We start from the raw sequence: 22,041 nt of genomic DNA, 5'->3' as shown, positions 1-22,041 counted from the left end.
ATCAATGATTATAAAAAATAAAGGGAGCCTATAAAATCCGCCGGATTATTAGGCGCTTACCTATTTAGGGTTACATACAGAAGTTTTTTCAGGATTAAAGATGGATAGTACTCAGAAACACAATTTATTAAGAAGTACAGATTTTAGTTTTGATTTGAATGATATCCGACTTGTAAGAGGAATAACAGAAGAGCAATCGTTTCTTGCTTATATGGATATTTTTTCTGAAGATATAGCTGATTTGAAAGATAGAAATGCATGTTTATTTAGAGAAAATGATAGGTACTTTATTTTTTGCTGTGAAGATTTTGTTGAGTATACCATTTTTAGGATTGAAAAGGAGGTAAAGAAGATTGCAAGTAGCAAAGAAAATGATACTTATACAAAAAATAAAGGTGAATTGTTTGAACTTTTAACAGTTAATATTGCGGAAGGTATCGGGGATGATGTATTTCATACAGTTTATTATTATCCTAATGAAAAACAGAGGATGGAGCTTGATGTTGTCGTACGTTGTAATCAAGACATAGCAATCTTTGAATGCAAATCAGGAACATTTGATGTTAGTGGGTTTGGACAGGATGATTTAATAAAATTACAGATACATAACAAGGTAAAAAAGGCATATAAGACGTTAAGTGCTGTCTCGGACTATTTGAAAAAGAATAAAAAATATAAATTTGAATGTTGTAAAAACTATGTAGAAGGTCAGGTGGAGGATTCTTTTTTAATACATGTTTTTATGTATCCAATGGATTTTATTGCATCAAATATACATTCATTATTTAAAGAGTATTATAACGAGGGAAATCCAATTTTATCAATTTCTTTAGAACACTTATTAGCGATGTTAATTGATGCACAGACTAATGAAATATCTCTGTTTGATTATTGGAGAAAAAGAAAGGAATACATTCAAAAGTATCCAGGAATGTTTTTTGATAATAATGAACTCGATTTGTATTACAACATAATGGTCAATAAAAGTAGTATGTTAAACGAAATGATTGGGGAAGGAATCTTGGATAAATTTAGTCCGAAACTAAGGCTAACGTCTACGTTTCATAACCAATATGGAGAAGAAGTAAGACCGGCTCGAAAAATAATACAACAATTAGATGCGAAGATGCTATATCGCATTGTTAGGGAAGGAAAAAGGGAATGTGGATTAAATAAACGATATCTGAGGAATCTTTACGATTATTTATCTGTATATAAGGATAGAACACCTCCCTTATCTTTTAATAGATAAAGGATATCATAGTGGTCTTGGAGTGACCTAATTTTCAATGAGCCAAGTGACCTAAATTTAAATTAGCACATACAGTGGGTCAAAACAAAGTGTAAAAAATAGGAATAACAAAAAAACTGACCCGCCCCTTGAAAAATCCATCGGGTGGGTCAGAATTAAATGTAAATGTGGGTCAATTTTACTTGACATTCAACACCATATCGTGTCTGTAGACTCTGCAGAGTCCGTAGAGTCTACGCGTATTTTATATAGAGATTATCTCAAACCTTAACTATGTGTACGAGGTACTCATGGTTTACCGTTTACAAACAGAAAACAGATTTTGACGATTATAATCGCAACAAAAAAAGAAGAACGGGTTCTGCTCCTTTCTTCTTTCCCAACTATCGAATTGTTCCAATATCATTTCGTATTGCATTCACAATTTTATTCCTAGTAACTTCAATCAAATTCTTTGATGAATCGTATGCATCACCTACACTGTGACCAGAAATAAATGCATTATGTAATACAACTTCGAACTCTACTAAGCAGTTTCGTACACTTTGGCCTGCATACATATCAATGATCATTTTGTCACTCTGCTTAAAAAGACAAAATGCCTCTTTAGCCTTAAAATAATCTTCTTGATTCTTTTTTATTTGTTCTATACAATATTTTCTTTTTTCAATATCGGATTTTATATCACGCTTCTCTTTCTGTGATACCATTTCTGAATCCAATTTTTCCTTACCATCATTTATTTGATAGTTTAGTATTTCTATCACCGACTCAAAAGATTCCATAGAATAACATGGAGGAAACTCAATATTTTTCAAGATATCAGTTGGAGAAACTTTAGGAAATGTATTTAATATTGATAATAATTCCTCATAAATTTCCCCTAATTGTTCTCGTTTTACCTCAAATCCCTTCTCAAGCACTTCATTTTTCCTTCGATTCTTTTCTATACGTGCATTCAGCAAACCAATTATTGCTGATATTATTGCACCAAGAATAACTCCACCAGCCGATATTAACGCCACTATTATTTTATCAGACATCAACTTAATCTCTCCTTTTCAAATAGACTATCATAAAAACTTTTCTTTGTTTTCTCCGCTATTTTTTTAGCAATCACATCCTTTTCATCTTCATTCACATATATCGCACTATGATTAATTCCAAGTGCATTTAATTGAAATCTTATCTTTTCAAAACACGAAAAAGGAATTAATATTTTAATAATTTTTTCCTGTAAAACTTGATAAAAATCAAATGCGTATGTCAATTTTCCAGTAGTAGTAAAATTTCCTGACTGGCGGCATATTCTTTTTTCTTTATTTATTCCGCTAATACACACAGGTGGTAAACACTCATTCAAAAAATATGAAATCATTTCTTTATCATTATTTACATCAAATACAAACGATTTTTTCCCATCACGAAACGGAACCGTTTCTCTATTTATCTCAAGAGGGTCAATAACAAAAACAACTCCTCCCTGTCCGCCAAATCCTGATTCAAGGAAAGAATCATAACACCCGTCATCGTCCTTTAACGCACAATCACTTACTGCAAAATACAATGCATCTAATGCATTTGTTGTCCAATCCAATAATCTTGTCGGCAAGCCATAATGTTGTGCAATGCATTCCCATTCTATTTGATTATTTACATCATATTCAACATATTCTCTTGCTTCGATTGAAAACGCTTCTACCATCTCATTTATTGGTAAAGAAGCAACTATATTATTTGATCCACTACAAGCATTATCCTTAATCGGTTTATCAAATTGATTACCTCTTGAGTCTTGAATAGCATATAATTCTCTCAATCCGGTCGGAACTAGCCTATACGCTTCATCATTTTGCCCCCTAAACCAATATTCTTTTCCTTCAACATACAGCCTTGTTACTAATTCAATATAATCCTCTATACTTTCTACAACATAATTCTTAAATCCTCTTTGATTCCTTTTTGATTCATAAATCATACTTCTCCTCCGAATACAAAATAAGTACCAGATAATCCGGTACCTATTTGAATATATGCGTCTTAATTTGCTTCATCATTTCTAATCATTTCAATGATACTTCCAATATTGCTAGTAAGATTACCAATTGCCAAATCTGGATTTTGATTCAGTTTCTTTTCTTGCTTAATAGCAATATCAATATTATTTGCCAATTCTCCTATATGCGGGTTTTCTTTTGGATTCATTCCACTTTTATCTGTGAACAGAATAGTAATATAACGTCTTTTCTTAATTTTGGTATTCTCAAGAATCTCATCCAATTTAGGTTCTATTATCTCTTCGTATGCTCCTTCATAGTGAAGAAGAAGAAACAATTCAAAACTAGGATTTGTGACACCTAAAATATTGTCTACTCTACCTTTTTCCAATATTTCCAAGTATTCATCAGATTTATTTTTATAAATATCTGCATCAAATACTATAACCATCTTGTCATGCTTCGGATCAAATTTATTTTCGGTTATTTTCTTCTGCGCATTTGCAAACTCAATAAGAGCTTTAGGATTTGAATATCCTCTATCCTCATCAGTTCTTTCCATCAACCTAATATCAATCAATGGATGAATTCCCAATTGTTTTCTCATATCAATGAGTTTTTCAAAATACCAAACTTCAGTATTAACTCCTTCGCATATAAAAAAGTATTTTCTATACGGTTCCTTTTTAACCTCATCATCCGATGGTCTTTTATTCCAGTCTGAATATGTACGGATTGGGGCCATTTTCTATTCCCCCTCTCCAAATTCAAATTTTTTAAACACCGGAATGGCTCCATATCTACCTTCAAGATAAGCCTTACTCAATTTTTTGTCATATCTTTCCTTGAAGCGATCTAATGAATATATAGAACTATTATTTTCATCATCCCTTTCAATAAACCATATCTCATCTCTTCTGAATAATTCCTGGTCCATAATAGATGACTCATGCGTTGTAAAAATCAATTGTATTTTATGATTTTTATGTCTCTCACCGAATAATTTTAAGAAATGTTCTGTCAACTTTGGATGCAGACTTCTCTCTAATTCATCCACCACATAAACAATGTCATCTTCCTTTATCAAAAGCATATCCAACAAGTCAAATAATCTTCTTGTACCGTCTGATTCGTCTTCAAAATCAAAATCAAATGGTGATTTTCCATGTTTCAATTTTATTGTTGTAATCTTAAGATCTTCATTATCCTTTCCCTCAATATTAAAAAACATTGTATCAGATCTACCTGACATTCTAAATGGCGCCTTGCCTGCCTCGTCCATGTTTTTCTTTATTTGTTCCATTACATCATCAATAATTGGTTTTGGAAGCATTTTTGACAACTCATTTGTATCAATTTCTTCAATACGAACATTCGTAACACCAGTATCAAATGTAGAAATCAATTTATTGATAAGTTCTAATGAGTCTTCTTCATAATAATACTTAAAGTCAGTGATTGGTTCATTAGGCGATACCACTACTATATGTGTTTTTATCCAATTAAAAACAAGTCTGAAAATTTGTAGATTTGAATCTTCATTAATTTTTTTCCCACGATTCATTTCTGTCAAAAACAAACCAACAATATTATCCTCGAAATCATCAGCGTAAGTTATGAATTTTGTTTTTTCATCTTTCGTTAAACTTACAGAACTATCTAGTTCAGGTTTAGAATTACTTTCTCTTTCAAAAATTCTTCTAGCAGACCCATTTTGATATAATTCATAAAGCCATTCTCCAGTAATCCACCTTTCTGCCAATCGAGCAGTAAACCCATATGCATAGAATTTCCCATCGATTTCCATTTGAATTTCAAAAATACTGTCTCTCTGCTCGTTCTCTTCATTATTCTTGCAAAAATATTTGGCACAAGAAACAGGTAATCCATTTTCTACTGTAAATTTGAAAAACTTAAAAAACTCTATCAAGTTACTTTTTCCCGCAGCATTAGCCCCATAAACTGTCGAATGTTTTAACAATCGTGTAGAACTACCAACTTTTACACGGTGATCAACTTTTGTTCGTATTTTTGTTGATGAAATCATTGTTAATTCAGCTTCCTTGTTGAAGGATTTAAAATTCCCTACAGTTATTTTCGTCAACATGATAATCACGCTCCTTTTATTGATAGATAGATTTATTATACTTTTTATATAACCCGAAGTCAACCGCGGATTTATTATTTGGAGATTTTTTCTCTTTATAACTGTTTTCTTTTTGCATTTTGCCATTATTGTTTGTAATAATCGCATCTATACCGTTAATGGCCGGATCGTGGTTTTAATTCCACAAATGCAGGCGGCGGGCGGGCTTTGTATGCTTGGACTTCTTCGAACCATTTCTGATAGCGCATACTTTGCTTTAACTATAAATGCTAATCTAAAAGTGAGCCATTGAGGGTGCGGACGTTTTCTTGGACTAAGCAATCAATCCAAGGAAACATCCGCACCCTCCTTGACCGATTTTTCGGTTGACGAATACAGCATGAGTGTTACAAATTAACTATACTAGGACAACCTTAATGATGAGATGTAAAACCTCTAGAAAAGTTTTAGTATCCTTGCTATAATACTTTCCATAGATATCCTTCAACACTTCCTCATTTTTTGAATAGAACGAGGATATCATAACGTAGCACATACAACGCTTATATTATTAAAAATTATATACACGGAGAACTAATATGACTATGAAGATTTGTCCATCCTGCGGAATGCAGATTGCAACAGAATCATCCTTTTGTCCAAATTGTGGCGCGAGGCAAAATACACAGACCAGTTACGAATCAAATTATTATTCACATCCTCAACGAATGTCAACAAATAAAATACTTAGTATTGTCGCACTTGTGATTTCAATTATCAGTATTTTTTTGGGTGGTCTTCTTGCAGAAATCGCTGCAATCATTATTGCCTCTATTGTGTTAAATTCTCAAGACCAATCTGAACCGGAAGTAATCACTATGTCAAAGATTGCTTTAATCATGAGCATTGTGTTTATCATCATTCGAATTGTATTAGTGATTATTTTGGGCGGAATCGCCGCTCTGTTTTATCTATAATTCTTACGTTCTTTTGAGGTGTGGTACTACAACTTTGGGGACACAGGACTATTCGCTAACCCCCGTCCCCAATGGACCATCACTTAAATGTAAACATCCTATAATTTGCGCTTTTCTCATTATCATGCGCACCAATCATAAACGGAGCATAACATACCACCACAGTATCAAACTTATTATCAACTATGTACTTGCGAAGATCAAATTTTTGAAGATTATAGTCGCGCAAGATTACCGAATTTCCGCTATGAACTCCCAATGACAGAAATGGAAGCGTCGCATGTCCAAACGAATCACAAATAAAAAGTACATTTCCCTTTTTCACATTATGATTTTCGAATTTATATCTATGATATGCATAGTGCCAGCTTGTTTCATCATAGATGTTTTTGTCTTGATTAAAGGTACTCTCGCTTATGAAATAACTGAAATCACCCTTAATTTTTCCATCACTTGTCGAAAAAGTATAGCTGGTATCAAACTTTGGCGTAACTTTCGTATAGTCATCCAATCCAACATAAGCGGCTGATACTTTTTTCCCCTGTTCTCCTAACCAACAGTTTTCCCAAGTCGTAAAGTCATAGTTCTCTTTATCATAAATGGATGTATCAATGGAATATCCACAGTATTGATTAAGCCCCTCTGCAATATACTTCGTTGCCCAAAGTCCTGCCGGCACGGTCCAATGATGATCAGTACGATAAAACAAATCCTTCACATCCAAACCATCCGCAATCAGATTCTTTCTCAAATCAATATTGGCTATTCCGGCTTCATCAAGTCGAGACAAAAAGTAATCTGCATTGCGATTACAATATGATTCAATCCCAAATTGTTCAGCAAACAATGAATCATCCAAATACTTTGTCGGTGTACTCACGTATAAGAGGTTTATATTATGTTCGGACAAGAATGAATTAAAATCCTTTATCTCTTTCAGTTCATAATCCGTTGATGTCTTCGGTGACGAAGATACAATATAATCTCCATCCATCACATATATATTATTTCCACTATAATAGCTTCTGATATTTAACCCCCGAAGAAGCGAACCATTCATATCAAACAATTGTCGCTTTCCAAACAGCTCTGATGAAAAATCAGATTCTATCGTAGTCATGGTAATCGCATCATCTGCATCCAATTTATTCGCATCCTGCTTCACATATTCACTGTATTTCGCGATTTGCAAATAAGCTCCATTTTTCAGGAAACCAACTATAAGCAAAATGCAAAAGAAAACCGCAAGGCATTTTTTCATTCGTAAATTCTCTGTCATTTCGCCACCTCCCTAAAAATTCGCATATGCAAACGGATTATTCAAACCAGAAAGCACGAGCGAAATCGACCAAATAAAAGCAAACACGATTATCAGTCCAACAATCACTTCTGCCACTAATTTTGCAATCGTATGATTATCTGTCTTTTTAAATATCATCGGGACAATCGGCATACTTAAAAGAACTGCAACGACAATGAACACCCAATATTCCTTCATCAGGAAACACATTCTTTTGTTGGTAAGCTCATTATAATTACATATAAACAGTCTTTTGACAAATGAAAGTGCGCTTCTTATGTTTGTTGAACGGAATAAAATCCATTGGATGTTGATAAACAATATCGAGATGATTCTCCAGATAATTTTTCCAAATTTTGTCTTAAAACGGTCAGGCCAGCCGGTCATCTTTTCAAACGAAATCAAAACAAAATAGCCTAATCCCCACGCAATGAAAGTCCAATTTGCGCCGTGCCAAATTCCTGTCAAAAGCCATACTACAAACAGATTGAAATAAACCATGCAGGCATGCTTGGTTCTTGATCCGCCTAATGGAATATAGACATAATCACGGAACCATTCACTGAGCGAAATGTGCCATCTGCGCCAGAATTTCGAAACTGATTCTGTGATATATGGATAGATAAAGTTTTCCCGACATGGATATCCAAACATTTCTGAAATTCCAATTGCCATATCTGAATATCCGGAAAAATCAAAGAATAATTGAAGCGAAAAACAAATAGATCCCAGCCAAGCATAGCCGGTCGTGAAATTTTCCATCGGAGTTGCATAGACTTCATCTACAATCTTTGCAAGCATATTCGCGAGCAAAATCTTTTTGCTGAAGCCAATCATAAAGCGATAAACTCCATCAGAGAACAAACGCCCCCCCATGTATCTTCTGCCTTCCATTTCAGTCATTTCACAGTTCATTTCTCCATACCGATTCAAAGGACCCGACTGAATCTGTGCGAAGAATGAAAGATATAAGGCATCATGCACCAGTCTATCATTTAAATCAATTGTTTCTTTATAAGTGTCCACAATGTAGGAAATTGCCTTAAATGTAAAAAATGAAATGCCAAGCGGAAGCGCAAGATTTCGCATCTGAATATCACTGCCGGAAACACGATTCCAAGTATCGATTGCAAAATCGAAATACTTGTAATAAAAAAGTGGAATAAGGTTTACACAAATTCCAAGAATTAACAACAAAACTCTAGCTACTTTATGTGAAGCTGATGACAAAACGCGTCCAACGCACACTGTTGCAGCTGTAAGAATTACAAATAACACCAGATATTTTAAAGACCCTAATGCATAGAAAGCCAAACTTGCAGCCAAAAGAACATATTCCTTTGCCCTGTCATTTGCAAGATAATATATGCATAATAATATTGGCAGAAATACAAATAAAAAACTTAAACTTGTAAAACTCATCTTTATTAGAACCTTTCCAGCAATTGCTATCCTCAGCCATTATTCCATCTCAACCCGGATAAACTCTTCCATATGATCCATTCGATAGCACATTTCTTCTTTATCCTTGAACTTTATTATTGCGGCGCCCATACCGCATCCACCGTTATTGAATCACTTAACCGCAGTTCCTTTTTCAACGAACATATCAAATCTTATGATATCTAGATTAAGTACACCCTGCCTGTAGCCTACAGCCGAAATAAATTTCTGTATTTCATCATATACTTTCTGTCTCAACGAATCATCAAGCACATGAGGATAACTTTCTCCGATGGGAACAAGCGGATTGCAAAGTCGATCTCGATTACCGTTTAGTAGTCCGGCAAAAACAAGCTTACCTTCTAACGCAAATTCTTCACCTGATATATGATATACTTTCTTTTCTATAAAAGACTCTATAACCAAATTCCCTGAGCGGCTAGACTGACATGCGGTTTCCCACGCCTCATCGAATTCTTCTGCTTTATATACTTTACTTACGCCTTTGCTTCCTGAAGCATCCACAGGTTTTATTACAACAGGTTTTTCAATTGATTCAAAAAAAGCCCGCGCATCCTCTTTCTCTTCAGATGTAAATCCCTTTGCTTCTGGTACTCGTAAGCCATTTTCTCTCATTACGGCTCTGGTTTTGTTTTATTGCGTCATAATCACAACTGTCTCTAGAGGATTTCCCGGTAAGCCCATCTCTTCTGCAACATATGCTACAGTTTCCGCTGACACATCTGACGCATAAGTCATAATTTCATCTATCTTTAACTCTTTCGCCAATTCCAATACACTTTCTTTATCAATGGTGCTTACATTATGATATTCATCGGAATATTTATACCTCGGATTATCCTATTATATTATTTGCAAGCGAATAATATCCACGATTTCCTCTTGCTTTTCTTTCAAGAAAAAGTGTCCACCAGCGAAATTATAAAAACAAATTTCCTTCGAATTGTATTTTCCCCAATGGAAAATATTCTCAAACGGGGTATCTTCTTCTGTATAAAAAATAGTCATATCAACACCAAAATCCTCGAAGATTCCATTCCACTCATATGACGCAAGTAATCCATAATCAGAACGAATCAGAGTAAGATACGGTTTAAGGAATCTCGGATTATTCAAAAGTCGTTCATCGATCCCACCTAGTTTAATCATTTCCTCAAGGAACTCTTCATCCGAGAATTTTGCAAAATCATTTCCTCGGAACAAAATATCAGGCGGTTCATGTGCAGCTAAAAAAATGTGTTCCACACGATTCCGCATTGTTTCATCCATTAATCGAGTAACAATATCATAAACTACTAAAGCACCCATGCTGTAACCAAATAGTATGATTTTGTCGTCATTCCCGCGTTTACAGTTATCACATATTCGAGCATAAACATCCCGCGCCAGCTGATCAAAATTATCGTATTTTACTTCTCTTCCTCTTCGGCCGTGACCGGCATATTCTAATGGAATCACTTCAACATTTGTCTCTTGAAACGCATCTTTCAATCCAGAAAAGTATTTCGCCGTGCCTCCTGCATAAGGGATACAAAATAATTTATACTGACTCATTTCTAACTACTCTTCCTCAATATTTATTAAATCATGCACAACATATTGCGGAACATTATTCGAAGTATAAAAGCGAGCGATATAATCTCCTACCAATCCGACACAGAATAAAACAACCATTGTTGAGACAAATATGCTCAATAATATAAACCATGGTAAAACTGCTTTTTGCAAGACTGCTTCAACAATTAAAACTACAAACATTACACACGCTACAATGCCATTTATACCAGATAACAGATATGCCAGTCTCATTGGCACAATCGAATATGCCAAGCATCCGTCAACCAGAAGTTTAAATGATTTTCTAAATGTATATCCGGATTTACCAACTTCACGCTCACGTTCTTCCATTTCAACCATTGCGATATTATTTGTAATTCGCAAAGTCAAGGAATCCAGTTTGGTTCTCGGATTATGAAATTTAATTATTTCATCACACACAAAACGCTTCCGTGCGATAAAATTCGAAAATACGATTTCCTTCTTCTTCCCGTCTAAAATCTCAGAAAGTTTTCGATTTACATTGCTTCCAATATTCTTTATCAGGCTCTGTTTCTTAATCGGATAAGCCGCAATCGCAATATCATATCCATGATTAAGTGGCTCTATCAAATCCCAGAGACGGTCAATCGGACATTGACCATCATCATCCAGACAAATTATAATATCACCAGTTGCGTAGTGAAATCCTGCAATCTGTGCAATAGGCTTTCCACCATTTTTTGCAAGATTCACAGCCTTCAGCCGCTTGTGATGCTCACACAATCTTTTTAACACGCTCCAAAGGGAATCCGGCGATTGATCATTTACTGCAACAATTTCATAATCAAAGTCCGGTCGCTCACTCATCTTGTGCTCAAGTTCGTCAACCACATTTGAAATTGTATTTTCGCTCCGATAGCACGGAATAACAAAACTCAGTTTCATTTTTTACTCCAAATATATATATCTGACGGGTCAGAAAAATTCGCTTGTAAGGCAGAATAGAGATTCATAACAGCTACATTCACCGATGAAATCCATCCAATTAATTTTGTTCCGCCTTTTTCATGTAGTTCTTTTACAAGTGAACCATACAATGATAATGCAGCTCCTAACATACGATATTTTTCATCCACTGCAGCCAGTTTAATTTCATAGATTCCCGGCTCAATCTCCGCGATTCCGGCAAAACCAATCATTTTTTCTTTGTACAGTACCACATAATAATCGCTGATTTCTTCCATTCTTTGACGAATAATTTGATTGGCAAGTTCATTATTGTATTCTTTCTCTACATGAAATCGACGATCAACCGGGAATGATTTTGTTGCCAAATCATAAATTTCTTCCAGATACTCATCACTCTTTATGATACTTTGGCGTAGTTTCCCATCTAGGTAGGATACATCTTTCTTAATATTGATACTTGCCTTCAACATACGATCAGCTCTAAAAAAACCCTGATTTTCAAGTGCTTTCTGATATTCTAGTTGTGCAGGTACTTTTACTCTGAGATAGTCACATAAATTTGTGTCAATGCTTTGGGCGTCCTTGATATTATCAATTTCTATATTTCTCAATTTAAACCCATTGATTACTTCATCAACAGTCATCATAAACTATTCTCCAATTCCGTATACATAATTTTCCCGGATGAATTGCGCGGAATTTCATTTACAACATAAACTTTCATTCCAAAACGAGGGATATTCGTATTATTTAAAAGCACTTCTTCAGCTTTTGTTTTATCCGCATCTTGTAATACGCAAACTTTAAGATTATCATCTTTACCGCAAGCAACCGCATCCACGCCTTTTTGTTTTAAAATCTTTTCAACCTCGTCTAGGTTGATTCGATTTCCATAGATTTTTAAAAAGCGTTTCTTTCGACCTACAATATAGAAATACCCCTCTTTGTCATATTTTGCCACATCACCCGTATGCAAAACATTTCCATTATCATAGCCAAGATTTAAATCTGCAAAACTTTGTGCATATCCCATCGTCACATTTTCACCTTGATAAATCAGCTCTCCTGCGATTTCCGGTTCTGAAATAACATTCTCGTTTTCATCAATCAGCCAAAATTTTCCATTTGGAATAGCAATTCCAATGCTGCCAATCTTTTCCAAAGTTTTTTGTGGCGGTAAATATGACATTCGCGCAGTCGCCTCTGTCTGCCCATACATAACAACAAAATCGATATTATGATCAGCACAGCCTTCCGCAAACTCTTTGTGCAAATCAACTCCGAGTCGTCCCCCCGCCTGTGTCAAATATCGTAATGAATCAATATCTTTGTTAAAGAAATGAACCCGTTTTAACATTTCATAGGTATATGGTACTCCACCAAAGGTTGTAACTTTATGTTCCGCAATCAATGACCAAAATTTCTTTTGCATTGGAGTAGCATTTGTTAATACAAGCGTTGCACGCTGTGCAATATGCGTATTGATAATTGATAATCCATATGTGTAATGCATTGGAAGCGTAGTCAATGCGCAATCCGAATCCGTAATGTTAAGATATGTAACAATTGAATCTGTATTGCTTTGAATATTCTTATAAGATTGTCTAACCAGTTTCGGGCTTCCTGTACTTCCGGACGTTGTAAGTAAAACCCCAAGCTCTTCATGTATTGGATAATCTATATCTTCTTGATTCATTCGCAAATTATATCGTTCAAATGAATCAGCCTTATGATATCCATTCAATTCTTCGCTGCGGTTGTCCCAAAAATAAAAAGGTTTATATAAATCTATTAATTGTGCTAATAACTCGTTTTCAATATGTTCATTTATTAAAACAACCGGTATCTGAGCTCGCAATAAAGACAAATATATTGCTACCGATTCTATCGTATTTGTGCAAACCAAAAAAGCCAGCTTGCGGTTATCATACTTCTTGATTAGCTGATTAACCATCTCCTCCAGTTGCCCATACTTAATTTGCTTTTCATCCTCGATGAGTGCAACCTTATCGCTGGCCTCCGAAAAGTCTTTCCAGAATTCCATGTACAATTCTCCTTGCGAATTATATTAGTCGAAATTGACTCCGTATTTTTTTAAGATATCTTTTCCGCCTTCGTACGATTCGAAATTCATCAAATCATCATCATCTAATGTGATATCAAATGCCTCTTCCAATTCTGCAAGTAAATTCATATGTCCAATCGAGTCCCATGCATCAACATTCTCATTGATAAACGATTCATTCAAAGCACTCTTTTCTACGCCAAAGGTTTCCATAAAAATCTCATCATACTGTTCTAAATTATTCATTACTATATCTCCTTTTTCTTACTTTTCAATCAATTCTACCATACCGGCAGCTTTATTGTACAGAAAACATACATTTTTGTGATACAAAACCTCGGTGGTCGGGGCTTTTTCATTGATTAATACAAAATGTTTTTTTCTAAGTTCATCTTTTGCAGCATCAATATCATCCACTTCATAACAGATGTGATACGGAATTGCATCACTGTAATTTCCCGCATTTCCTTTCAGAATAAAATCTAAAGGAGATGGTTTTGTTTCATCAAGCAGTTCTATAAGTTCTATCATGACATCATCAATTCCATTGTCCATAAACAGAATTTTAATATTTCTTTCATAGTCCAATTGAATTTCCTGATTTCCAGCTTTTGGTGATACTCTATATCCCAAATCCAAATATTTCTTTTTCGACTTTTCGATATTTTTGGTATATACACCTATGTGATGTATTTTCATTTCTATTTCCTCCTTGATAGAAATATTCTTAAACTTGTACTTTTTATTCTCTTTAACGGTTCGTGTTTCTCCGGAGTAAAAACATCATATTCGTTGGTATCCTTTGATATAAATATCCCCGCTCCCACAAATGTATAATTTGCAAGCACAGTTCCATTATTTACCGATGAGTTAACTCCACAAAAACAATTATTCCTAATTTCAGAAAAACCTGCTGCCGAAAATCCCGATGCAATATAATTTGCATGCCCTACTACCACATCATGCGAGAGTGATACTTGTGAACAAAAAACATTACAATTACCAATCTCAACCCCTTTAGAAATAGACACAAAAGGTAAAATAATATTTCCATTCCCCATTTTCGCTTTTGGAGAAATCACTGCAGTTGAATGAATAATATTTTCAAGCTCATATCCAAGCTCTACTAAAAGATTATATTTTTCCAAACGATATTTATACATTTTCTGTCCGACAAACCCTATAACAAAGCTGACCTCATCTTTATTAAAGATTTCGTTCACGTCCTCAAACGCATACACTGGTTTGCCATTATATTCATCATTATCAAGGTATTTTCGGTCTACTACATATGCTCGAATGGTGCGATTCATATCATTCTCAATAAAATCAGCAATCCAGTCTGCAAAATCACCGGTTCCTACCATCACTATATCTTTTTGCATTTTACATTTTCTCCATCATAATTTTATTTACAAGCTCAACAATATGGTTCATATCATTTTCATCATATCTTTGATCTATTGGTAAACACAAGCAGTTCTTTGACATGCGGAATTCTACTCTTCCTTCAAATTCCGGAACAATGAGCTCTTTCCACAGAGTAGGAACATATATCTGCTTGTCAATTACCTTGCGTCGATAATCTTCATTCAAAAGTAGTGGATAACAGTATCCCACTCCATCTGACATATTCCATGGAATCTTCTGGACATTGTGAAAAGCCTCATGAAGTAAGTTAAAATTTTTTTTACGCTTTTCTATTATCATTTGATAATTAGCATTTTTCAAAATAGCCTGTGTAAGTTTTGACATCCCTGTAGTTTCAGAAAAAAGCAATTCTCCGCATTTTAAACTTTCCTGATAAACTGCATTCGTGCCACACTCAACAGATTTATAAACCGGGCCAAACAAATCAATCGAAGATCCTGGTTCTACTTGCAGTTGCTTTTGTTCTTTAGCAATCAGATAAGCCCCATCACTTACACCAACAAACTTTCTACATGAATAGATATTATAGATACCCTCTTTGATAACTGGCTCACAGAAAAATGCCTGCGCATTATCTATAATAACATTCATTTTTCCTTCTACCCATTCGTGCATTCGCTTATCCATTAGGCCATAATAATTCACAACAATGACCACATCATCCTCTGTTAATATGCAATCAATCATTGGAATTAAATTCTCATCAAGATAATATGGCACAATGTCGTATTCATCAGTAAACTTTTCACGTAGCATTTGCCAAACAAGTGGGCAGTAAAAATAAGGTGCCCACAATCTTTTTGCCGAAATACTTTTTAGCGCAGCAATTAAAGCAGTAGTTCCAGAATTATATCGCGAAATGTATTCCGAAGGTATATTGTCAAAATACTCCCCCGTATCATTTAGTTCCAGCGGCAAAAAACCACCATATTCCTTATTCGTTTCTTGCATTTCTCGTCTTCCTTATTACCACAAACATTAAAAACATCATTATTCCGCTTAAAGAAATATATGCTCCGACTTCACAAACCCGGTTACTGTATTTCATCAGAATCTCATGTTTTCCTTTTCCTATATCAATACCTGTCCAACAATAATCAGCAACATAGGTTTCGACTTTCTCCCCGTCTATATAAACAGACCAATATTTATTATACGGTATTGACAGTAAAAGCGTTCCCTCTTCATTTGTATCAATGGAAGCTGAGATTTTGTCTGTTTCTACTTTTTCTTGATAAGTCCGATTCTCCGACTCATTTTCTTTATCCGTACCTATATTTCGTTTCACTGCATAGACGGAAATCTTACTAACTGAATATTCCCCCGGTACCAGAAAAGAAAGCTTGCACTTAGTCAATGTATTTTTATAATTGCTTCCAATGTAAAAAAGATAATTTTGGTAGTTCTCTGTTTTATACTTATCCTGAGAATTCAATAACCAAATGTTTCCCTTAGCTTTTTTAGTTTTATAACCCATTGACACCGAGCTATTGCTTACCAAATCCGGAGAAATACCTTCTAGTGACACATATATTTCACTGTATTGCGGTGATTCGAATAAGAGAGATATATAATCATCTGCTCGATTTACATTTATGATTCCATCCTTTATGAATGTCTTCGTGGAATTACTTTGCACGGTATAATTAAGTTCCACAATATTCGAAGTCACATTTTTCGTGTCTACCATTGATAATTTAGCATTTTCCACTATTACTGCATCTTTCAGAATCTCCTGCTTTTCCAAAGCCGATAGGTTTGAAATTTCAGTCTCACGAACAGTTTCGGTATATACTTTGCCAAGCGAAACATCCTTTGTATTTTTATATACCAACACCTGGGTACCATCATCACGCTTGTATCGATCCATTAATTTAAAGCCATACGGTATGCTTCTATATTTGCTTGTCGTCACAAAATATTTGACACCTGCTAAATTGTCTAAAACAGATCTTGAGTTAAATCCAAAAAAATTACCGATGGTAAGTTGCTCAGAATTAGCCAATTCTGAACTGCATTTTAGCAATTCCGCATCCATAACGGAATCATACAAAGTGACTCCTTTCGCATCATGTATCTTTTGCGCATTTGCCGTAGCCTGCCTAATTGATTCCGCTTCGATTCGATAGAAACTATCATCATCTATTATATTCTTGGCTGAATACAAACTGTTATCCATGGCTTTGGTCCACTGGCCAGTTTCCAAAAATTGCGATGCAAATTTGCCACATATAGGGTTATAAATCAAATTACCCAACAGCACCACACTTACCAACACTATAGAAGTATAATGAGCTATATTTTTATTCAACCAATTAATCACAAAATATAATATAAGAGTAATTAGCCAAACAATGTATCCTATACATGTTGATAGTTCGCGAACCGAATCGCTTAAAAGGAGCACAACGCCCCACACAACAGAAATCACCGCCCCTATTATGCAAACCAACTTGCAATGCTCTTTGAAATATGGCAATGTCTTTGTCAAAATATATGCTAATAACAATGTAAATCCATAACACCAACGATTTACTAGAGAATTAAATCCGCTAAAAATATAAGCTCCCAAAGGAACAAATAAAAGTATGATGCTTACAATGAATAGTATTTTTAGTAATAAAAAACTTTTTCCTTTGGTTCGAAAGAGTACTATCAAAGCAAGTATTATAACTGGCGTAATTGCATATAACATATAATACTGCGCGTAGCCACTTGTTGTATATGGAGAAAACAATCGCGTAAGCGTCGTAATAATCCATGATTTCCCATAGTAAAACAAATTTACAGCCGGCAAAACTCCTTCTCCGGTTCTACTGGAAGACAGCAATTTTGCAATTTTTGTTGCAAGCGAAACTGCAGCCATCAAACAACCTAACAGATAGTAGCCAACAAAACGCCCCAAGTCACTAACGCAAGCAACTAATTTCCGTCGATGAACTCCCCAATAAACTAACACAAATAGTGCAATAAAAATCGAGCTCATATACAAGAAGTAATATTCTGTCCATGCTTGATAAAAAACAGCCACTATAAAGAGTATCGGGGATTTATGATTCAACACCATATGCGTTCCAACTATCAAAATTGGCAATAACACAACCGGAATTAAAAACATATAATGTCTCACACCATAATATAGTGTAAAACCATTAAATGCATATAGTAATGCTCCTGGAATAACATATTTTCGCTCATTTTTAAAATAGAACGCCATAATTCCAAAACTAATACCGGAAAGATATAATCGAATAAGGATAATAAGAGAAAATGTCAATTCAATATTTCGTCTGCCTAATAACACCCCCAAATATTCCCATATTCCAGTAAAATATTTTGTCGAAATATCAGTTCCTAATCCGGCATTATAACTATATTGTGGTAACGATTGAAAATTACCTGAAAACAAACCCTTAAAAAAATCAATGATGTTTGTATATAACTCATACAAATTTGGCAAATACTGTCCGCTTGCATCACTATTCCAAATAAGTGTGCGCGAATCAATTATAAACTGAAGGAAAATAAATATCGACGCAAATACAAATAATACAGAATAGGTAATCAAGAAATATCTGAATTTACCATTGTCCTTTTCTGACCATTTGTCTCTCATCCATCGAATTCCACTAAAAATTCTATTCATCAAGTGCACCTATCTGCCCAAAAGCGCTTTCGCACAATCTGTTTGTGCCATTTTATTTTCTTTTATCACACAATACCCAAATCGCGTTCCACTATCAACCACTTCGTGATTAAAATCGCTTGCAGATTCATATTTGACTACGCATTCCGAATATTTCAGACAAAATCTTTCCAAATCTTGTGCATCATTCTGATTCATAATAAATCGCACTGCTGCGGTATGTGTTTCACCCGGCTTTGGTCTCTGTGGTTCACAGCCTAACGCAACATCAATGACCGCTTTTACAAAGTCATATCCTGTTGAAAGTTGAACCAAATCACTTCCAATAAAATCACCTCCCATACGGCCTCCAATTTCAATCAAACGAATTGTTTCGTCTGAATCAATCTTTAGCTCTGTATGCGAAGCCCCAAATTCTATTCCCAGGCTTGACAACGCATGGTCTACAACCTGCTTCACTTTTGTTAAAAGCTCATCGGACACATCAGCCGGCTGAATATGACCCGTCTCTATAAAGTGCGGAGCTCCCGTCGTATACTTTTTCGTGAGTGCCAAGAACTGATGCTTGCCTTTCCACGAAATATATTCAACACTATATTCATCTCCCTCTGCATATTCTTCTACCAAAACATGCTGATCGAATCCTTCTGCTTTTGCGACAGCAATCGCTGACTCCAATTCATCCCCACTATATATCTTTGTAATTCCACGGCTTCCGGAACGGTCAACCGGTTTTACAATTGCTGGATAAGTCAATGGACATTTCATAGCCTCAGCAACATCTGACACCCAATAGCTTCTCGGTGAAGGATCATTACATTCTTCAAATCGCTGTCTCATCAAATGTTTATTGGTAGACACCTCCGTGCAAGCCAGACTATTTGAAGTCAATCCCATCGCCTGAGCAACAAAGTTTACGGTAATCATCGCCAAATCAGATGCTATACTGCAAATTCCATCGATATTAATTTCTCTACATTTTTCCAGAATTTGTTCTTTTTCAACAATGCTAATCGGATAAAAATAATCCGCTAATGACTCTCCTACATCATTGGCAGCCCATGCAAATACATGAGTCTCAATTCCCATTTCTTTTGCTTTCAAAATTAGTGGAGCTTGCAAATAGGATGCACCGATAATTGCCAATTTCAACCCTTTATACTGCATAGAATTCTTTCACCTTTTCACATACAAATTCTATCTCATCCTTCTTCAGTCCATAATACATCGGCATGCGTAAGAGTCTCTCGCTTTCTTTGGTCGTATATACATCTTCGCCATGGAAACGACCGAACTTTTCTCCTGCCGGAGCAGAATGAAGCGGGATATAGTGGAAAGAAGCTGTAATATCATTTTCTTTTAAGAATGCGGAAAGTGCAGTTCTTTCTTCCAAATCTTTTGCTTTGATATAAAACATATGCGCATTGTGCTCACAGCCTTCCGGAATGACAGGAAGCTCGATTTTGCCCTGCTGTGCCAACGGACTCAGCAACTCATAATAATAGTTCCAGCTATTCATACGATTGTTCTGAATCTCATGGATATTTTCCAGCTGCGCATACAGATATGCCGCATTCAGTTCACTCGGCAAATAGCTTGATCCGGCATCGACCCAGGTATATTTGTCAATCTGTCCACGGAAAAATTTCGCGCGGTTGGTTCCCTTTTCACGGACAATCTCCGCACGCTCTACATTTTTCTGATCACGAATCAGAAGTGCTCCACCTTCACCCATTGAGAGGTTCTTGGTCTCATGGAATGAAAAGCATCCATAGTCACCCATTGTTCCAAGTGACTTTCCCTTATATTTGCTATCAACACCTTGCGCTGCATCTTCGATGACAAGCAGATTATGACACTTTGCAATCTCCATAATTTTGTCCATCTCACAGGATACACCCGCATAATGTACCGGTACGATTGCCTTGGTTTTCTCTGTAATTGCATCTTCAATCAAATTTTCGTCGATATTCATGGTATCCGGACGAATATCCACAAATACTGCTTTGGCCCCACGAAGTACAAATGCATCTGCCGTCGATACAAATGTATAGCTTGGCATAATCACTTCATCACCCGGCTGGATATCCGCAAGAATTGCTGCCATTTCTGTAGCATGGGTACATGAAGTCGTAAGCAGTGCTTTTGTTGTCCCTGTATATTCTTCTAAAAAAGCATTACACTTCTTTGTAAAAGCTCCATCTCCGCAAATCTTTTTGCTTGCGATAGCTTCCTTGATATATTCCTCTTCTTTTCCGACATATGGCGGGATATTAAATGGAATCATTTTCTCTCTCCTCTGTTTCCATACATTTTTTCATAATAATTCTGGTATTCACCGGAGATAATCTCCTCCCACCAGTCTTTGTGCTCCAGATACCACTGAATGGTCTTCTTGATGCCGTCTGCGAACTTGGTCTCCGGCAACCATCCAAGGTCATTGTGAATCTTTGTTGGATCGATGGCATAGCGCATATCATGTCCCTTACGATCAGCCACGAACTGAATCAGCGATTCCGGCTTGCCGAGCTCTTTGCAGATGAGCTTAACGATGTCGAGGTTTGTCATCTCATTATGTCCACCGACATTGTAAACCTCTCCAACCGTACCTTTATGAATAATCAAATCAATTGCCTTGCAATGGTCCTCTACATACAGCCAGTCGCGCACATTCTCGCCTGTGCCGTAGACCGGCAATGCCTTGTCGTTCAATGCATTTGCAATCATAAGTGGAATCAATTTTTCCGGGAAATGATATGGTCCATAATTGTTCGAGCAACGGCTGATGGTAACCGGCAGTCCATAGGTTCTGTGATATGCAAGCACGAGCAAATCCGCACCTGCCTTTGAAGAACTATACGGACTTGAAGTATGAATCGGTGTCTCCTCGGTAAAGAACAGGTCCGGGCGATCCAAAGGCAAATCTCCGTATACTTCGTCTGTAGAAACCTGATGATATCTCTGGATGCCGTATTTGCGACATGCATCCATGAGTACAGATGTTCCGATGATATTCGTCTGCAAGAAAATCTCCGGATCCTCGATGGAACGGTCTACATGCGACTCTGCAGCAAAGTTTACCACGATGTCCGGATGTTCTTCCTCAAACAGCTGATAGACTGCTTCACGATCTGCAATAGATGCCTTTACAAAACGGAAATTTGGTTTGTCCATCACAGACTTTAATGTGCTTAAATTACCTGCATACGTTAATGCATCCAGACATACCAATCGGTAGTCCGGATGCTTGTCCATCATATGAAAAATAAAATTGCTTCCAATAAATCCGGCTCCGCCGGTTACTATAATTGTCAT

The 22,041-nt window shown here is 35.8% G+C and carries 21 protein-coding genes; 2 read left to right on the top strand and 19 right to left on the bottom strand.

The features are described from left to right. Positions 1-100: 100 nt before the first annotated feature. The gene (locus CSX02_RS04235; RefSeq protein WP_099385767.1) at positions 101-1,252 is read left to right on the top strand and encodes an NERD domain-containing protein; all 1,152 of its coding nucleotides are present in this window, start codon (positions 101-103) and stop codon (positions 1,250-1,252) included. Between the two features lie 383 nt (positions 1,253-1,635). On the opposite strand, the gene CSX02_RS04230 is transcribed toward CSX02_RS04235, so the two are convergent. From CSX02_RS04230 to CSX02_RS04215, 4 genes are all read right to left on the bottom strand, one after another. Next, complete coding sequence (locus tag CSX02_RS04230) at positions 1,636-2,295, bottom strand: hypothetical protein (protein ID WP_099385766.1); 660 nt, start codon at positions 2,293-2,295, stop codon at positions 1,636-1,638. Next, positions 2,295-3,230 carry an FRG domain-containing protein gene (locus CSX02_RS04225; RefSeq protein WP_099385765.1) on the bottom strand — a complete coding sequence of 312 codons (936 nt, stop codon included), beginning with the start codon at positions 3,228-3,230 and terminating at the stop codon, positions 2,295-2,297. The genes CSX02_RS04230 and CSX02_RS04225 overlap by 1 nt, the downstream gene beginning before the upstream one ends. A gap of 62 nt (positions 3,231-3,292) precedes the next feature. Beyond that, entirely contained in the window at positions 3,293-3,994 is a 702-nt protein-coding gene (locus tag CSX02_RS04220; protein ID WP_099385764.1) for an RloB family protein, read from the bottom strand. 3 nt (positions 3,995-3,997) lie between these two features. Next, a complete protein-coding gene (locus CSX02_RS04215; RefSeq protein ID WP_099385763.1) occupies positions 3,998-5,356 on the bottom strand; it encodes an AAA family ATPase in 1,359 nt (452 codons plus the stop codon). Between the two features lie 578 nt (positions 5,357-5,934). Here CSX02_RS04215 and CSX02_RS04210 point away from each other — a divergent pair. Further along, positions 5,935-6,312 carry a zinc-ribbon domain-containing protein gene (locus tag CSX02_RS04210; RefSeq protein ID WP_099385762.1) on the top strand — a complete coding sequence of 126 codons (378 nt, stop codon included), beginning with the start codon at positions 5,935-5,937 and terminating at the stop codon, positions 6,310-6,312. A gap of 79 nt (positions 6,313-6,391) precedes the next feature. Here CSX02_RS04210 and CSX02_RS04205 read toward each other — a convergent pair whose 3' ends face one another. The 15 genes from CSX02_RS04205 to rfbB form a co-directional block, all read right to left on the bottom strand. Beyond that, positions 6,392-7,591: an alginate O-acetyltransferase AlgX-related protein gene (locus CSX02_RS04205; RefSeq protein WP_099385761.1), complete on the bottom strand. Its 1,200-nt coding sequence runs from the start codon at positions 7,589-7,591 to the stop codon at positions 6,392-6,394. Between the two features lie 12 nt (positions 7,592-7,603). Then, entirely contained in the window at positions 7,604-9,034 is a 1,431-nt protein-coding gene (locus CSX02_RS04200; protein ID WP_099385760.1) for an MBOAT family O-acyltransferase, read from the bottom strand. Between the two features lie 153 nt (positions 9,035-9,187). Then, positions 9,188-9,691 (bottom strand): ATP-grasp domain-containing protein, encoded by a 504-nt coding sequence (locus tag CSX02_RS04195; RefSeq protein ID WP_099385759.1) that lies wholly within the window; start codon positions 9,689-9,691, stop codon positions 9,188-9,190. 228 nt (positions 9,692-9,919) lie between these two features. Then, on the bottom strand, positions 9,920-10,630 hold the full coding sequence (locus CSX02_RS04190) for a thioesterase II family protein (protein WP_099385758.1): 711 nt from the start codon (positions 10,628-10,630) through the stop codon (positions 9,920-9,922). Positions 10,631-10,636: 6 nt separating this feature from the next. Then, positions 10,637-11,560 carry a glycosyltransferase gene (locus CSX02_RS04185; protein ID WP_099385757.1) on the bottom strand — a complete coding sequence of 308 codons (924 nt, stop codon included), beginning with the start codon at positions 11,558-11,560 and terminating at the stop codon, positions 10,637-10,639. Continuing rightward, positions 11,557-12,231, bottom strand: a complete 675-nt coding sequence (locus CSX02_RS04180; RefSeq protein WP_099385756.1) for a GNAT family N-acetyltransferase — start codon at positions 12,229-12,231, stop codon at positions 11,557-11,559. Before CSX02_RS04180 ends, CSX02_RS04185 begins: the two co-directional genes overlap by 4 nt. After that, positions 12,228-13,628, bottom strand: a complete 1,401-nt coding sequence (locus tag CSX02_RS04175) for an AMP-binding protein (protein WP_099385755.1) — start codon at positions 13,626-13,628, stop codon at positions 12,228-12,230. The genes CSX02_RS04180 and CSX02_RS04175 overlap by 4 nt, the downstream gene beginning before the upstream one ends. 24 nt (positions 13,629-13,652) lie before the next feature. Next, positions 13,653-13,895, bottom strand: coding sequence for an acyl carrier protein (locus CSX02_RS04170; protein WP_031544614.1), 243 nt, complete (start codon positions 13,893-13,895; stop codon positions 13,653-13,655). An 18-nt stretch (positions 13,896-13,913) separates the two neighbouring features. Then, entirely contained in the window at positions 13,914-14,348 is a 435-nt protein-coding gene (locus CSX02_RS04165; RefSeq protein WP_031544612.1) for a VOC family protein, read from the bottom strand. 2 nt (positions 14,349-14,350) lie between these two features. Then, the gene (locus CSX02_RS04160; protein ID WP_099385754.1) at positions 14,351-15,034 is read right to left on the bottom strand and encodes an LbetaH domain-containing protein; all 684 of its coding nucleotides are present in this window, start codon (positions 15,032-15,034) and stop codon (positions 14,351-14,353) included. A gap of 1 nt (position 15,035) precedes the next feature. Then, positions 15,036-16,031, bottom strand: a complete 996-nt coding sequence (locus CSX02_RS04155) for a hypothetical protein (protein ID WP_099385753.1) — start codon at positions 16,029-16,031, stop codon at positions 15,036-15,038. Further along, positions 16,015-18,726: a YfhO family protein gene (locus tag CSX02_RS04150; RefSeq protein WP_099385752.1), complete on the bottom strand. Its 2,712-nt coding sequence runs from the start codon at positions 18,724-18,726 to the stop codon at positions 16,015-16,017. The genes CSX02_RS04155 and CSX02_RS04150 overlap by 17 nt, the downstream gene beginning before the upstream one ends. A 9-nt stretch (positions 18,727-18,735) precedes the next feature. Continuing rightward, positions 18,736-19,893 carry an ATP-grasp domain-containing protein gene (locus CSX02_RS04145; protein WP_099385751.1) on the bottom strand — a complete coding sequence of 386 codons (1,158 nt, stop codon included), beginning with the start codon at positions 19,891-19,893 and terminating at the stop codon, positions 18,736-18,738. Beyond that, complete coding sequence (gene rffA / locus CSX02_RS04140) at positions 19,883-21,013, bottom strand: dTDP-4-amino-4,6-dideoxygalactose transaminase (protein WP_099385750.1); 1,131 nt, start codon at positions 21,011-21,013, stop codon at positions 19,883-19,885. The genes CSX02_RS04145 and rffA overlap by 11 nt, the downstream gene beginning before the upstream one ends. Further along, the gene (gene rfbB / locus CSX02_RS04135) at positions 21,010-22,041 is read right to left on the bottom strand and encodes a dTDP-glucose 4,6-dehydratase (RefSeq protein WP_099385749.1); all 1,032 of its coding nucleotides are present in this window, start codon (positions 22,039-22,041) and stop codon (positions 21,010-21,012) included. The genes rffA and rfbB overlap by 4 nt, the downstream gene beginning before the upstream one ends.

The sequence above is a fragment of the Agathobacter ruminis genome, assembly GCF_002735305.1.
Classification (GTDB): domain Bacteria; phylum Bacillota; class Clostridia; order Lachnospirales; family Lachnospiraceae; genus Roseburia; species Roseburia ruminis.
Note: the sequence above shows the minus strand (reverse complement) of the source record. Positions and strands in the feature narration are given on the sequence as shown.

What these genes read in the sequence shown, in the direction of transcription:
- CSX02_RS04235 (WP_099385767.1), top strand. Translation starts at nt 101, where the DNA reads ATGGATAGTACTCAGAAACACAATTTATTAAGAAGTACAGATTTTAGT.
- CSX02_RS04185 (WP_099385757.1), bottom strand. Translation starts at nt 11,560, where the DNA reads ATGAAACTGAGTTTTGTTATTCCGTGCTATCGGAGCGAAAATACAATT.
- CSX02_RS04205 (WP_099385761.1), bottom strand. Translation starts at nt 7,591, where the DNA reads ATGACAGAGAATTTACGAATGAAAAAATGCCTTGCGGTTTTCTTTTGC.
- CSX02_RS04170 (WP_031544614.1), bottom strand. Translation starts at nt 13,895, where the DNA reads ATGAATAATTTAGAACAGTATGATGAGATTTTTATGGAAACCTTTGGC.
- CSX02_RS04150 (WP_099385752.1), bottom strand. Translation starts at nt 18,726, where the DNA reads ATGAATAGAATTTTTAGTGGAATTCGATGGATGAGAGACAAATGGTCA.
- CSX02_RS04225 (WP_099385765.1), bottom strand. Translation starts at nt 3,230, where the DNA reads ATGATTTATGAATCAAAAAGGAATCAAAGAGGATTTAAGAATTATGTT.
- CSX02_RS04230 (WP_099385766.1), bottom strand. Translation starts at nt 2,295, where the DNA reads ATGTCTGATAAAATAATAGTGGCGTTAATATCGGCTGGTGGAGTTATT.
- CSX02_RS04190 (WP_099385758.1), bottom strand. Translation starts at nt 10,630, where the DNA reads ATGAGTCAGTATAAATTATTTTGTATCCCTTATGCAGGAGGCACGGCG.
- CSX02_RS04175 (WP_099385755.1), bottom strand. Translation starts at nt 13,628, where the DNA reads ATGGAATTCTGGAAAGACTTTTCGGAGGCCAGCGATAAGGTTGCACTC.
- CSX02_RS04200 (WP_099385760.1), bottom strand. Translation starts at nt 9,034, where the DNA reads ATGAGTTTTACAAGTTTAAGTTTTTTATTTGTATTTCTGCCAATATTA.
- CSX02_RS04220 (WP_099385764.1), bottom strand. Translation starts at nt 3,994, where the DNA reads ATGGCCCCAATCCGTACATATTCAGACTGGAATAAAAGACCATCGGAT.
- CSX02_RS04160 (WP_099385754.1), bottom strand. Translation starts at nt 15,034, where the DNA reads ATGCAAAAAGATATAGTGATGGTAGGAACCGGTGATTTTGCAGACTGG.
- rffA (WP_099385750.1), bottom strand. Translation starts at nt 21,013, where the DNA reads ATGATTCCATTTAATATCCCGCCATATGTCGGAAAAGAAGAGGAATAT.
- CSX02_RS04145 (WP_099385751.1), bottom strand. Translation starts at nt 19,893, where the DNA reads ATGCAGTATAAAGGGTTGAAATTGGCAATTATCGGTGCATCCTATTTG.
- rfbB (WP_099385749.1), bottom strand. Translation starts at nt 22,041, where the DNA reads ATGACAATTATAGTAACCGGCGGAGCCGGATTTATTGGAAGCAATTTT.
- CSX02_RS04165 (WP_031544612.1), bottom strand. Translation starts at nt 14,348, where the DNA reads ATGAAAATACATCACATAGGTGTATATACCAAAAATATCGAAAAGTCG.
- CSX02_RS04180 (WP_099385756.1), bottom strand. Translation starts at nt 12,231, where the DNA reads ATGATGACTGTTGATGAAGTAATCAATGGGTTTAAATTGAGAAATATA.
- CSX02_RS04215 (WP_099385763.1), bottom strand. Translation starts at nt 5,356, where the DNA reads ATGTTGACGAAAATAACTGTAGGGAATTTTAAATCCTTCAACAAGGAA.
- CSX02_RS04155 (WP_099385753.1), bottom strand. Translation starts at nt 16,031, where the DNA reads ATGCAAGAAACGAATAAGGAATATGGTGGTTTTTTGCCGCTGGAACTA.
- CSX02_RS04210 (WP_099385762.1), top strand. Translation starts at nt 5,935, where the DNA reads ATGACTATGAAGATTTGTCCATCCTGCGGAATGCAGATTGCAACAGAA.
- CSX02_RS04195 (WP_099385759.1), bottom strand. Translation starts at nt 9,691, where the DNA reads ATGAGAGAAAATGGCTTACGAGTACCAGAAGCAAAGGGATTTACATCT.